Source organism: Oceanobacillus piezotolerans (assembly GCF_003665065.1).
Taxonomy (GTDB): Bacteria; Bacillota; Bacilli; order Bacillales; family Amphibacillaceae; genus Oceanobacillus; species Oceanobacillus piezotolerans.
Genome location: NZ_RCHR01000001.1, coordinates 167,950 through 182,191 on the forward strand (window position 1 = coordinate 167,950; position 14,242 = coordinate 182,191).

General features: G+C 36.6%; 14 protein-coding genes and 1 riboswitch. All 14 genes read left to right on the forward strand.

All coding sequences use genetic code 11. The features are described 5' to 3' along the window. Nucleotides 1–24: 24 nt before the first annotated feature. Complete coding sequence (locus D8M04_RS00855; RefSeq protein WP_121520460.1) at nucleotides 25–780, forward strand: prepilin peptidase; 756 nt, start codon at nucleotides 25–27, stop codon at nucleotides 778–780. Nucleotides 781–943: 163 nt separating this feature from the next. Then, a riboswitch (cyclic di-GMP riboswitch) is annotated at nucleotides 944–1,027 on the forward strand. Nucleotides 1,028–1,161: 134 nt separating this feature from the next. After that, nucleotides 1,162–2,715 carry a VanW family protein gene (locus tag D8M04_RS00860; RefSeq protein WP_121520462.1) on the forward strand — a complete coding sequence of 518 codons (1,554 nt, stop codon included), beginning with the start codon at nucleotides 1,162–1,164 and terminating at the stop codon, nucleotides 2,713–2,715. Then, nucleotides 2,715–4,370, forward strand: coding sequence for a GspE/PulE family protein (locus D8M04_RS00865; protein ID WP_121520464.1), 1,656 nt, complete (start codon nucleotides 2,715–2,717; stop codon nucleotides 4,368–4,370). The genes D8M04_RS00860 and D8M04_RS00865 overlap by 1 nt, the downstream gene beginning before the upstream one ends. Nucleotides 4,371–4,383: 13 nt before the next feature. Further along, a complete protein-coding gene (locus D8M04_RS00870; RefSeq protein ID WP_121520466.1) occupies nucleotides 4,384–5,427 on the forward strand; it encodes a type IV pilus twitching motility protein PilT in 1,044 nt (347 codons plus the stop codon). Further along, nucleotides 5,427–6,638 carry a type II secretion system F family protein gene (locus tag D8M04_RS00875; RefSeq protein ID WP_121520468.1) on the forward strand — a complete coding sequence of 404 codons (1,212 nt, stop codon included), beginning with the start codon at nucleotides 5,427–5,429 and terminating at the stop codon, nucleotides 6,636–6,638. The genes D8M04_RS00870 and D8M04_RS00875 overlap by 1 nt, the downstream gene beginning before the upstream one ends. Nucleotides 6,639–6,732: 94 nt before the next feature. Next, entirely contained in the window at nucleotides 6,733–7,188 is a 456-nt protein-coding gene (locus D8M04_RS00880) for a type II secretion system protein (protein ID WP_121520470.1), read from the forward strand. A 128-nt stretch (nucleotides 7,189–7,316) separates the two neighbouring features. Continuing rightward, the gene (gene pilM / locus D8M04_RS00885; RefSeq protein WP_158595070.1) at nucleotides 7,317–8,339 is read left to right on the forward strand and encodes a type IV pilus biogenesis protein PilM; all 1,023 of its coding nucleotides are present in this window, start codon (nucleotides 7,317–7,319) and stop codon (nucleotides 8,337–8,339) included. Continuing rightward, a complete protein-coding gene (locus D8M04_RS00890) occupies nucleotides 8,329–8,937 on the forward strand; it encodes a PilN domain-containing protein (RefSeq protein ID WP_121520475.1) in 609 nt (202 codons plus the stop codon). The genes pilM and D8M04_RS00890 overlap by 11 nt, the downstream gene beginning before the upstream one ends. Next, entirely contained in the window at nucleotides 8,930–9,622 is a 693-nt protein-coding gene (locus D8M04_RS00895; protein ID WP_121520477.1) for a hypothetical protein, read from the forward strand. The genes D8M04_RS00890 and D8M04_RS00895 overlap by 8 nt, the downstream gene beginning before the upstream one ends. A gap of 35 nt (nucleotides 9,623–9,657) precedes the next feature. Continuing rightward, nucleotides 9,658–10,107, forward strand: a complete 450-nt coding sequence (locus D8M04_RS00900) for a type IV pilus modification PilV family protein (RefSeq protein WP_121520479.1) — start codon at nucleotides 9,658–9,660, stop codon at nucleotides 10,105–10,107. Continuing rightward, on the forward strand, nucleotides 10,097–10,618 hold the full coding sequence (locus D8M04_RS00905; RefSeq protein WP_158595071.1) for a PulJ/GspJ family protein: 522 nt from the start codon (nucleotides 10,097–10,099) through the stop codon (nucleotides 10,616–10,618). The genes D8M04_RS00900 and D8M04_RS00905 overlap by 11 nt, the downstream gene beginning before the upstream one ends. After that, a complete protein-coding gene (locus tag D8M04_RS00910) occupies nucleotides 10,599–12,437 on the forward strand; it encodes a hypothetical protein (protein WP_121520483.1) in 1,839 nt (612 codons plus the stop codon). Before D8M04_RS00905 ends, D8M04_RS00910 begins: the two co-directional genes overlap by 20 nt. A gap of 170 nt (nucleotides 12,438–12,607) precedes the next feature. Then, nucleotides 12,608–12,835, forward strand: a complete 228-nt coding sequence (locus tag D8M04_RS00915; RefSeq protein WP_121520485.1) for a hypothetical protein — start codon at nucleotides 12,608–12,610, stop codon at nucleotides 12,833–12,835. 70 nt (nucleotides 12,836–12,905) lie between these two features. Continuing rightward, nucleotides 12,906–14,210, forward strand: a complete 1,305-nt coding sequence (locus D8M04_RS00920; protein WP_121520487.1) for a DRTGG domain-containing protein — start codon at nucleotides 12,906–12,908, stop codon at nucleotides 14,208–14,210. The last annotated feature ends 32 nt before the right edge of the window (nucleotides 14,211–14,242 follow it).

The following is a 14,242-nucleotide window of genomic DNA, read 5'->3' on the forward strand; positions in this document are numbered from 1 at the left end:
ATATGTCGATAAGGAGAAAGTTAAATGGAATATTTTTATATCATTTGTTTTTTTACTTTTGGAATAGTATTTGGCTCTTTCTTTAATGTCATAGGTTTACGCACACCTAAAAATGAGCCCTTTATACATGAGCGTTCACATTGTCCTTCTTGTAAACATCAGTTGTCGTGGTATGAATTAATTCCACTCTTATCATTTATAATACAGGGTGGCAAGTGCAGACATTGTAAAAAAAGGATTTCCCTTATTTATCCAGCAATAGAATTATTAACTGGTGTTCTCTTTGCTATTAGTTATATGAAGATAGGATTTAACCTCGAATTAGTCACTGCACTTTTTCTTATTAGCATGTTGATGATTATCCTAGTTTCAGATATTACGTATATGCTTATCCAAAATAAAGTACTGCTTTTTTTTCTTCCTATTTTTATTGTTATCCGCGTTTTCAATCCTCTTACTCCTTGGTGGTCTTCCATTGTTGGAGCAGCAGTTGGTTTTGGGATTATTGCACTTATTATTATCGTCAGCCGCGGTGGTATGGGAGCAGGAGATATGAAGCTCTTTGGTGTGCTAGGAATTATTTTAGGTACAAAATATGTGTTACTGGCATTTTTCCTATCCTGCTTAGCAGGAGCCGTAATTGGAATGCTTTTATTAGTAACAAAGATCATTAATCGAAAACAACCAGTACCCTTTGGTCCATATATTGTTTTTGCAACATTGATCACATACTTTTATGGAGATAGTTTAATAGATTGGTATTTAAGTTTAATGTCTTAGGTCTTACATATTATTATCTTACATAAAATTAAAATTAAGAGGAAAAATATATGCTAAAATTATAAAACAAGCTATATTATTGGTAGTAATTGTCGAAACATTGTTGACTCTATTATTTTCGACTGATACTATTGAACTATAAAAATGATTGAGATAGTAAATTAGATATAAAGGAAGCTACGAAATACGATTTTTATTTGGGCATCTGAATCGTATGGAGCTATTGATGCAACCGGCCTTTCAAAAGTTGTACTAGTATGTGATAGTGCGCACTTTTTGAAGGGCTTTTATTTTACATAAAAGTTACAGTTCAAAACTAACATGTTGTTCATTATATCGAAAAAGATTATATAGTCTAGGGGTTAAAGGTGGGTATTCTGCATGAGTTTACTAAAAAAAACGATAGTTCTAATCGTATTAACCTGTCTAATTTTTGGATTATTAAGCAGTTTTGCTGTGAAAGCGGCAGGAGAAATTTCTTCTGGTTCTTCTGTTGGCGGAGTACTGCTAGAAAATCTAACGATTGAGGAAGCTAAAGTTCTGCTGCAAGAGAAAGTTACAGAATGGTTAACTGAAGAGGTATTAATAGCTCAAAATGAATATGAAACACTTGAAATACATAGAACAGCATTTGAATTTGATATAGATGGTTCACTTGAATTACTGGAAGAAGAAATGAAACGTACATGGTCATCGTTCCTATTAAAGCCAAAAAATATTCAACTCCCATTCCTTGTTGAAGTGAATGAAAGCACAATTAAGAATTGGCCTGATCACATTGATATGGAAAAAACGATGGAACATGCGAGAGTGATAGCAAGTAATCTCAAGGGCAATCTTGTGCAGATTGAATATAAGGAAAGTCCAGCTACTAATCAAGAAGATGTAGCTAAGGTGAGCTACTCTCTGCCAAATATCTCCAATTCAGTTACAAATCACATTGCACAGGAGTTAGATGGATATGTCATTCCAGCAAGTGATGCTTTTTCCTTTTTGGATGCTGTAGAACTTATAGATGGAATGGGTAATTCTGAGGAAGAAACTAGCTTTACGGCAACTGCCCTTTATGCATTGGTGCTGCAGACAAACCTTGAAATTATAGAGCGTCACTCGCAAGGGGAGATTCCTAGTTATACGGATGCTGGGATAGAAGTAGAGGTGGACAGGGAGGAAGACAAGGACTTCACTATTTATAATCCAAACAACCAGCCATTTACGATTAAAGCTGAACTTCTTGAGAATGAATTAGTGATGTCGCTACAGTCTATTCCTTCCATGAGTAAGTACTCCTACATAACAGAAAATGCAATAGAAATTGAGCCAAAGACTATCTATCGCTATAGTCCTGACCTTGCCTATGGAGCCGAAGAAGTATTGCAGCTGGGACAAAATGGGTTGCAGATAGAAGTTTACCGTGCCGAAAAACATAAGGACGGAAGTACAGAGCGGGAGCAAATTAGTCGTGATTATTATCCACCAATCCCAGAAATTATTCTTATCTCAACTAAAGAAGAAGTAGAACAAAAAGAAATAATAGAATCTGAGATGGATAGCACTCTGCATGTTAATGATATTGAATTAAACGAGTTTTTAAGTGGAATTGCGGAAGAAGAAAACAGTGATTCTGATACAGCAAAAGACAAAAACATTGATCCGGAAAAAATATTACTATATTGCATGATGGAAGAGAATTTTATTTTGAGCGAAGAACAAAAAGAGTCTACAGAAGAAAATACTGAAGATGAAAAGTTTCCTCTATGTGACTTCCTTCTCCTTTATATGTTGAACAATATAATGGAGGATGAACAGGATACCAATTCTGAAGAGGAAGCAGAACTGGAAGATTCCTCAGAAGAGTTCCTTGAAAACAGCTCTCTTCCTAACAAAGTAGAAAAAGATGATTCCAATATCGAAGAAGAGAGGATGTTGAAATAATGGTAAGAAAACGGCTTGGAGATTTGCTTGTTGAATCTGGATTAATAACAGATCAACAACTATCCCAAACGCTTGCAACAAAAGCCGCTGAGGAAAAGCTGGGTGATGCCCTTTTAAGAGAAGGATTTATTACCGAACAGCAGCTTATCGAAGTACTAGAGTTCCAGCTCGGTATTCCTCATATCAATCTATTTCAGTATTCTATCGATCAAGACATCATACAGCTTGTTCCGAAAGAATTAGCAAAACGCTATAATCTAATGCCCATCCGTATAGATGACAATAAGCTATTTGTCGCTATGGCAGACCCAATGGATTACTTTGCAATGGAAGAACTGCGAATGGCTACTGGATTCCAAATTGTACCTGGTATTGCAACAAAGGATTCATTATATCGAACCATTACTAAGTACTATGATTTACAGGAATCGATTGAAGAAGTCATGGGAGATTTCACACCGGACGAAAGTGTTGAGGACTTAGGTATCACGGATGAAGACTCCCCGATTGTTCGATTAGTTAATCAAATCATTGCAAATGCTGTCGCACAAAAGGCAAGTGATATTCATTGTGATCCACAAGAGAATGAACTTAGAGTACGTTACCGGGTAGACGGCGTGTTAAGGACAGAACGAGAGCTTCCCAAATATATGCAAAACGTCCTCATTGCTCGGATAAAAATCATGGGTAACTTAAATATAACAGAAAACCGATTGCCCCAGGACGGAAGAATTAAGATGGAAGTGAATCATAAGCCAGTTGATATTCGGCTTTCTACATTGCCAGCTGTACATGGTGAAAAAATTGTGATGCGTATTCTTGATTTGGGAAATGCGTTAAATGATATTAATAAGCTTGGATTTACAAAGGAAAATCAAATGAAGTTCCGAACAATGATTGAGAAACCAAATGGGATTGTGCTAATTACTGGTCCAACCGGTTCCGGGAAATCATCTACCTTATATGCTTCCCTAAATCAATTAAATGGAGAAGAAGTGAACATAATCACTGTCGAGGATCCAGTCGAATATCAGTTGTACGGAATCAATCAGGTACAGGTGAGAGAAGAAGTCGGGATGACGTTTGCAAGTGGTCTTCGTTCGATTTTACGTCAGGATCCAGACATCATTATGATCGGGGAGATTCGTGACTTTGAAACAGCTCAAATTGCCGTCCGCGCTTCCTTAACCGGTCATCTTGTTTTAAGTACGTTACATACGAATAGTGCTGTTGCAGCTCTGTCAAGGCTTATTGATATGGGTGTTGAGCCGTTCTTAATTTCGTCTTCATTAAATGGGGTTGTTGCACAGCGATTAGTACGAAAAGTTTGTCGTGACTGTGCAGAAACAGTAAAACCCACGGCAAGAGAACTAGAAATTTTCGCTAATGCTGGAATGGAAATACATACGATGCAACGAGGAAGAGGCTGCCCAAACTGCGGAATGACGGGATATCGCGGGAGAGTTGCTGTACATGAAGTACTTCCCATCGATGGGAAGATCCGTAAGTATATTATGAGTGAGACGAAGCGTGGAGAAATTACCCGTTATGCTCGTGAATCTGGAATGCAATCCCTTCTGCAAGATGGATTATTAAAGGTTTCGGAAGGGTTAACGACAACAGAAGAAGTAATTCGTGTTGCTGCAAGCGATTAGGAGGAGAACGAAAGTGCCATATGACATCGATCAATTATTAAGAAAAGCATACACAATGGGTGCATCTGATCTGCATCTAACCGTAAATTCCCCTCCGATTTTACGTATCAACGGAAGACTTATCCATGAGGGAAAAGAAGCCCTTACAAAAATCGATACCGAAAGAATGGCAGAACATATTATTTCAAAAGGTGATTGGGATCGATTTATGGAGGTTGGCGAACATGACTTTTCCTATTACTTAGAGAAAACATCTCGTTTTCGGGTGAATGCTTATCATCAAAAACAGCAAATTGGAATCGTTGCCCGTGTTATTCCAAAGGAAATTCCAACGATAGAACAGCTCAGAATGCCAACTATATTAGAAAATTTAGCGGAAAAACCACAGGGTCTGATTCTTGTCACCGGTCCTACTGGTTCAGGGAAATCTACGACACTTGCTGCCATGATTCATTACATTAACCAACATGAAGCAAAACATATTATCACCTTGGAAGACCCTATTGAATATGTTCACCAACACAGAAAATCAATCGTAAATCAGAGAGAAGTAGGAATAGACACACAAAGCTTTTCCAATGGGCTAAGGGCTGCATTGCGACAGGATCCAGATATTATTTTAGTCGGGGAAATGCGTGACCATGAAACCATATCAACAGCAATTACAGCGGCAGAAACAGGTCATCTTGTGCTTGCGACATTACATACCAATAGTGCTGCCCAAACAATAAATCGGATAATTGATGTGTTTCCGCCACACCAGCAGGCGCAAATTCGGATTCAGTTGGCTTCGGTGTTAGAAGGAATTATTTCACAACGTCTTATACCAACAGCCGACCGAACAGGAAGAGTCGCAGCAACAGAAATACTGATTAATCTTCCTTCCGTTGCAAATTTGATTCGAAATGAGAAGGTGGATCAGATTAATAATATTTTACAGACGAGCCGTGCCTCTGGTATGCATACGCTGGAAATGTCTGTTCGGGAGCTATTAACAAGAGGAGTCTTAGATGGTGAAGCTGCCAGTCATTTTCTTTCTAGCGCAGGTGATTATTAATGCCAGTTTATAAGTATGCAGGGAGAACGAGAAAAGGAACGATGAAGAAGGGAACAATTGAGAGTGTTTCCAGATCACAGGCGATTATGACGCTTCGGGAAAAAGGAATTAGCCCTCGAGAAGTAACAGAAACAAAGGCAACGATCTTTAATAAGGACCTTGCAATTGGAACGAATTCGGTTAAATCAGAGGATTTTGTAATTTATTGCAGACAATTTGCCACACTTGTCCGTGCGGGGATTTCCATAGTAGAAGCAACCAATATTTTAGCAGCACAAACAGAAAGTAAAGGATTAAAAAAAGCTCTATTTCAGGTTGAATCGGATATTAAAGAAGGACATTCATTCTCTGATTCTGCCGAGAAGCACCCAAAGGTCTTCCCGCCTTTATTTATTAATATGATTCGTGCCGGGGAGTTGACAGGGAATATTGATAGTACACTGGACAGAATAGCTAGTTATCTGGAAAAACAAAACAATATGAAGAAGAAAGTACAATCTACAATGGCTTACCCTCTAGTTTTGTCTGTTGTCATTATTGCTGTAGTTATCTTTCTGATGGTTACGATTGTTCCACAGCTCACTTCGACATTTGAAGGGATGGGCAGTGAACTACCAGCGGTTACTCAACTCGTTGTTTCTATGAGTGACTTTATTCAAGAACTCTGGTGGGTAGGGCTTATTGGCTTGGCAATTATACTTGTTATTTTTCTATTTTTCTATAAAAATAACAATCAGTTTAACTACTATACACACATTGTTTTATTTAAAACCCCAGTCTTTGGGAAGTTATTGCAAAAGTCAGCAATCGCAAGAATGACGAGAACACTCGCTTCATTATTTGCCAGCTCTGTACCCATTCTGCAAGCATTAGCGATTGTAGAAAAAGTCGTTGGAAACCCAGTAGTTGGGAAAGTCATCCTAGAAGCAAGGGATAGCTTAGAACAAGGACGCCCATTATCAGAGCCACTTGAAAAAAGCTGGATTTTTCCACCTCTTGTTTCATCGATGACAGCAATCGGAGAGCAAACAGGGCAACTCGATTTCATGCTTTCCAAGATTGCTGATTTCTACGAGGAAGACGTGGATCGTACGGTCGATACATTAAAATCATTGATTGAACCTATTATGATACTTCTTTTAGCGGGAGTAGTCGGTTTTGTAGTTATTGCCATTATGGTACCAATGTTCTCGGTTTACACCCAAATGTAATCATTAGAGACAATTTAAGGAGGTGAATGGAAGGAAATTTACATATTTGGATTTATTAATAATTTATTTTATTACATTAGTGGAGGGTTAAGAAATGAAAAAATGGTTGGACAGATTAAAAAAAGATGAACGTGGCTTGACACTAGTTGAATTGCTTGCTGTTATTGTTATTTTGGCTATTGTTGGGGCGATTGCTTTTGTGGCTGTAGGTAATGTAATTGAAAATTCTAAGAAGGATGCTCATGTCGCAAATGCTCAACAATTAATTTCAGCTGCTAAGTTATACGAAGCTAGTAATGGAGAAATTCCTGTAGGTGGAATTTCTACTGATGATGTTTCTTTTGATACAGTTGGGGAATTAACAAATCCGTGGAAAGCTGATGATAGTACTTATAAAGGTACAGTGAAAAAAGAAGATGGTGTATATTATGTAACTATTACTGGTGTTGATATAAAACTAACTATAACTGACGTATCTGAAGATAAAATTCTTCAAGGTAGAGAAGCAATAGAGAATAACACTGAGACTACTTCTCCCGCTGATGAATGATAAATAACAAAATCATTCTTCTCAGTATTAAGCTGAGAAGAATGTCCTTTTACGATTCCGCCATAAATCATGGCGAAATGGTTAAAGGAATTACTACTAATCCTATTAAAAACAGGTTGGTGAAAACAATGTTACGAAAGTCAAAAAAAATAATAAACATTGTCATAGAAGATTACATCATTCGAATTACTGAAAACACAGGTAAAGGATTAACTTCTCTAAGATTACTAAGAGAAAAACCTCTCCCTCTTGGATTTTTAGAAAACGGAAAAATAATCGATGAAATCGGATTTTTTGACTTTATGAAAGAGCTAGTAAAGGAATTTGGAATAAAAAATCGTCAAGTTCGGTTTTATGTTCCTAATTCACTAGTAATTATGCGAGAAGTCGATTTTCCTGCTGGGTTAAAAGAAAAGGAAATTACTGAATATTTTCGTGATGAAATAGGGAAGAGTATCCATCTTCCCTTTAAAGATTCTGTTTTTGATATTTCTTATTTGCCAGCTGAAAACAGCAACTCTAGTGAAGAGTTTGGAATCCAATCAGAAATAAGAAAAGGAACCCTTTTTGCTGCTCCTGAAGATGAAATGAAAAAGTATACGGAAATTTTAGCAGACGTTTCCCTTAAGCCTGTCGCGGCAGATGTGGAGGCTTTGGGAGTTTATCGATACTATCATCATATTTATAAGATGAATAAAGAACACGTTTATCTTTTTGTTCAGTTGAATGTTACTTCTATAAATATAAGTATTTTTCATAATCATAACTTAGAGTTTTTAAGATATCAGAATCTGGATGTACAACTAAAAGGCTGGCATATCGATAATGAAATTAACGAAATTAATTGGGAATATGTCGAGGATGAGAATCAATTATTGGGAATTGTGGAAGATCAGCTTATTGAATTGGAACGAATTATGAATTTTTATCGTTTTTCATTGAAAAAAGGAGAATCCATGGTAAATGAAATGGTGATCTTAGGTGATCATCCTTTAGTGAATATATTCAATCAGAAAGTAAAGAACCAAGTTGAAATACCAGTAAATTATTTAAAAGGATATGTAACAAAGCATATGGACAGGGAAGTGGGCAGTCAATTTATCCCAGCTTTAGGGTTGGCTTTAAAAGGGGGAGCAAAAGATGCTTCCTGATATTAATTTATTGCCAAAATATGAGCGGCAGAATTCTCTTGCCTTTACTCTATTTATTACTGGATTAGTTACTTGCTTGTTATTATTTGCTGTTCTTATCTATTTTTTTATTACATTAAAAGATAATTTAGCAGAAACAGAAGAATCTATTAGCCAATTAACGGAAGAAAAAAGCTTATTAGAAGCAAGAATGAATGCTTTAATGACGGAGGATGAAAGTGGCGGCTCCTTTGAGAGTGCTGTAACTTACGCAGAAAGTTATATTATTCCAACCTCTGATTTTATACATGAATTAATTACACTTCTTCCAGAGAATAGCTATCTTAATAACTATAATTATGACTATCAATCTGTAACAGTAGAGACACAGTTTGAAACAATGAATGATGCAGCAGGATATATAGCGGTACTTCAAAATTCAAATTACATAGATGATGTAGTAATAAACGACATTACTACACTGGACCCGGTTGCGGAACAAACTGCAGAAGAGGGAATGGGTAGTAAATTTTTTGATGTGATACCTCGATATATAGTGAATTATTCGATTGATGTAAACCAAGCGTTTTTGACAAGGGAGGAAGGAACAGATGAATAATCTATTTCAAGAGAATAAAAAACCTTTCCTGTTGCTTTTAGGTTTGTTGTTTCTTCTAATAATCGTATTTTATTTTTTATTTTTCCAACCACTCATGAAAGATTTAAAGTCAAAAGAGAATTCATTAACACAGTTGGACAATGAAGTCGCTGTACTAGGGATAGCAGTCAAAAAGGCAGAAGCTAAAGTTTCTCAGGATGAAAGTAATATAGAACAATTAAGATTAGCAGATAAGATGCCCGCAAATCCAGAGTTGGAAAAATTAATCCTAACCCTGGAAGAAATAGCAATGGTTAGTGGAAGCAGATTTGATAGTATTAGTTTTTCATATGATGGTACTGTACCAGAACGTGCATCCGAAGAAGAAACAGACGAGACTTCCAATCAAGAAAGTATCGAGGAAACAGCTGAACCTAGTGAATCAGAGGAAATCGAAGAACAAACAGAAGTCATTAATATGGAAGAAAAACCTGAGGGCCTTCAAGTGGTTAATATTAGCATGAGTGTGATATCGCCGGATTATGAACAATTTCTAACTTTTATGAAGGAAATTGAGAATCAGGAGCGGATGATGACGGTAAGCAGTATGGACTTCCAGCAACCATCAGAAAGTGAATTACTAGCAGATGAAGCGATAGAGTCAGTTGTTTCGAATGTTAATATTACAACTTTTTATTATGAGTAAGGCATTATTCCGTGGAGCTTACCGAGGTGATTGTGATGAAATCGATGAAAAATGAACAGGGTTTTACGCTTGTTGAAGTGCTAGCATCACTCACCATACTTTCTATTATTCTAGTTGGTTCCTATAATCTAATTATCTTTACGAATGAAGTAGCTGTTTCCAATAACGACCGGCTGGTTGCTGTGAATTTAGGAAAAGCTACGCTAGAAAGAGTAAAGCTGGATCCCTTTTCATTTTTTGCCAGACCTTCTGATAATGAAAATCTCAGTACAGAAGACTTTAATTACACTAGTGATAACTGTGAACCAGAAGGCTGTGCTGACCTATATAAGGTAATGGTAAATGATAAAGTATACTTGATCACTCTAACTGTCAATCAAAATAATGATGAAGAAAGAATGAATTTAATAGAAGTAATCGTAAACGTTGAACTTCCAGGAAAAGCGAATCACCAAGTAGAAGGGTATGTCAATTATGCATTTTAAGAATGAGCGTGGTTTGACATTAGTTGAACTATTGGCAGCAATCGTGCTAACTTCCATTATTGGTGTAATAGGTTATTCAGTTTTATTTAACGGAATCGCAACTTATGACCGTGTAAAAGCAGAGACTGAACTACGAGATGAAGCAGATTTAATAATGGCTTCCATGATTAATGAGCTTTATACATTAAAACTAAGTGAAATAAAAGTAAAAAATCTCCCTGAAGCAGGGACAGATAATCATTATTTAGTCATAAAAGCTGATGAAGAAGAAAATAAAGAGATTGGCTTTATTGATGGAATGGTTATTATCAATGATAATGAAGTCTCGCTACATAATGAAATTCAAATTGCTAATGGTACAAAAATAGAGGAAATAGAGGAAGGTCATTATCGAATTACCCTTGTTCTAGAAAAGAAAGACAGTAATCAAAAAATAGAAACGATAAGTGAAATTGGGATAATTAATGATAAAAAACCTGGGGGTGAAGGCAATGAACTTCCAGAAGAATAACGAAAAAGGCTACACATTATTTTTGGCTGTACTTATTGGTGTTTTGTTTAGTGTGATGGCCACCGTACTCATTACATTTACTACGTCAGGTATATTAAAAAATGATACAGCAGAAGATTTACAGCAGGCAACAGAGTTATCGGAAAAAGGTTTAACACACATTATGAGTGATATCCATTCAAAGCTACAAGCTAAAATTAATGAAGGTGAGGATGGAATTATTCAAGATGATTTTGTTGCAGCCTTGGAGACTATCCTTGAGAATTTGAGTTGTAAAAATGGAGCTTACCTGAAAAATTTAGATGAGCCAGTCACAGGGGGATATAAAGTCTGTATCGAAAACTATGCACCGGATGAAGATGCAAATGGTCAGAAAATACAGACCCGCCAAGTCGTCACCTTTAAAAGTACCGGTAAGGATAAAGATGGAAAGCAGAAAGTGAATTATTCTACAGCAGTAGTGGGTGCAGATGCTGTACCAGATGCTTTGAACTATGCCATTGGATCACATAAGGTTTGTGATGGAACAGAGACAGGTAAAGAAAAGAAAAACTGTGTAGATGGGGAAGGAAATTTATTTCTTCATGGCGGTATTCAGATTGAAGGGGATTTAAAGGTAGACGGAAATATTATTACTACGGATCAAGGCTATGCATATCTTGGTAAAGATCAGTGGATAGATTCATTGTATCCTTCTATTTTGCCGAGAAAAGATAGTGAAGAAGAAGCGGCAAAATTAGTATTAGGTGAGAAAGTTTATATATTCAGGACAAACCCATCTTATAACAGTCATATTAAGCGAAATAAATTTAATTCAGCAAACTATACTGAGGTTACCAATTTAAATTCTGCATTTACTGCTGCACCAAAAATTATTGATAGTGAGCCAATTCGGGATATTATTATCGTTTCAGATTACAAAGAAGAGTATGAATTTAATGAAAGGGAAGCGGACCTTAGAGTTGACGCAAATATAGCTGATGTTTCGGATCTCTGGTGGTGGTTCGGTCGGGGAAGAACAGCAACACTGTCAAATATAGATTTGGGCACCAAAAATGTATTTGGACCAAATCAAATTAGGGCATGCGACAATCTTTGGGGTTGTCGTGATAGTATTGATTATTATGCACTTGAAAACATAAATATATTTAATAAGTTTTCCACAAATAAGAGTGTAAAAATACAAGAAGGTTCAACAACCATTAATAGTGGTATGTATGTTGGTGGTAACTTATCTATTGGAAATGGCAGTGAAAGTTATAATCCAAATCTCTATGATAAAGTAGAATTAAATGGGACCATCTATGTTGAAGGAGATTTAACTATAAAGGGGGCCGCGGCAGATTTAAACGCATTGATCTACGTTGATGGTTCTGTCACTATCGAAAATACCGTCATAAATGGACTTGAACTGGATAACGGTGAAGAGGGATCATTAATTGTATTTGCTGAAGAAGAGATTCACATTGCTAATAATAGCGTGAATCAAGATGATCCTAGTAATATTCGTGGTTTCTTTTATTCCAATGATACTTTCGAAATGTTTGGAGTAGGATCAAATATCAGAATTGAAGGGGGGATATCTGCTCGACGTATCGTTTTGAATGCCATTAGAGGTCGTGCTGAAAGTTATTATTTTGATGGAGCGCAGAAAATCACTAATAATGATTATTTTGAGGGAGTAAATGGGCAAAAAGTTCGCGATTCTCGTTTACAGGTAATATACAACCCTGGCATTATTGGAACATTCTCCGATTTAAAACTAGAGGAACCAATTATTCATAGTATTAATCCACCATATTTAATAGACCGACAATAATGTCGGTAAATTGAAAATAAACGAACAGTACTTTTGGACTGTTCGTTATATTGCTTGATGAATGGAAGAAGTGCTAATTAACTTTTCTTACTTTGAATTTACTCCACTATCTGCCCCTGTTCTAATCACTCAGCTTAAACATAAAATAAATAAAAAAGGGGGAATTATTTATGCGCCACTACACCATCCTACGCATCCTGCTCGCAGGCTTTTTCCTATACTTCGCTTGGCCTTACATCCCAGAGGCATCATCCAATCTAGAATTAACCTTCTGGGGAGCCTGGCTAACTTTCTTCCTGGTCGTGATGGGAGCAAACTTTGCAACACTCTTGCAAATATCAAGGCCGCCAGTAATGGAACAGGAAGAATTAAAGGCCAGAAATACTGATAATTATTGAGTTTCACTTCATTCAACTGTATAATAACTATTAATTATAGATATAGTACAGTTGAAGGCTGGTGAACAGAATGGTAACTAAGCACGAACAAATTATTCAACACATCATCTCACTAGAGGTAGGACATAAAATCTCTGTTAGACAGATTGCCAAAGATTTAAATGTTAGTGATGGGACAGCATATAGAGCGATAAAAGAAGCTGAAAACCAAGGTTTAGTCAGCACAATAGAGCGTGTGGGCACCATTCGAATAGAAAAAAAGAAAAAAGAGAACATTGAACGGCTAACCTTTGCTGAAATAGTTAATATTATTGATGGACAAGTACTTGGCGGTAAAGCTGGTTTATACAAAACGCTAAGTAAATTTGTAATTGGAGCAATGCAGCTTGATGCCATGATGCGATATACGGAAGCGGGCTCCTTATTAATTGTAGGAAATCGTTTAAAGGCCCATGAATTGGCATTAAAAGAAGGTGCAGCCGTATTAATAACTGGTGGTTTTGACACTGAAGAGCAAATAAAGCAATTAGCTGATGAAAAAGAGCTGCCGATTATTTCAACAAGCTACGATACATTTACGGTAGCTGCGATGATTAACCGAGCTATTTATGACCAATTAATTAAAAAGGAGATTGTCTTTGTCGGTGATATTGCTACACCAATAGAAGAAACCTCTTACTTAAGGTCAAAAGAAACCATCAGTAAATGGTATGAATTGAATGAGAATTCTACGCATACGAGGTTCCCTGTAGTCGATGAAAAAATGCGTGTTATTGGAATGGTTTCTTCTAAGGATATCGTAGGAAAAGACAAGAATGTCTTGATTGATAAAGTGATGAGCAAGAAACCACAGGTAGTTCAATCGAAAACATCGCTTGCATCCGTGTCTCATACGATGGTATGGCAGGGGATAGAGGTGATTCCAGTTGTCAATGGTTCCCATCAGCTTCAAGGTGTGGTTTCCCGTCAGGATGTATTAAAGGCATTGCAGCAAATCCAACGACAACCTCAAGTAGGGGAGACTATTGAGGATATTGTTTCGAGAAACCTAGTGACTTCGGAAGAGGAAGGTATATTTGAATCGGAAGTTACCCCACAGATGACGAATCAGTTAGGTACATTATCCAATGGTGTCTTCACAACCCTTATCACTGAAGCCAGCTCAAGATTAATGCAGCAAATGAAGCGGGCAGACATAACTATTGAAAACCTTACAGTCTATTTTAATAAACCAGTACAAATCGAGAGTAAGCTGTTTATCAAACCGGAGCTGTTAGATGTAGGTCGGCTGTATGCAAAGATCGATGTGGAAGTATACAATGAAAATACAATTGTGGGTAAAGGTCTAATTATGGCCCAATTAATTAATCGATAGAAAAAAGCTGACAAAAGTTGTCAGCTTTTTAT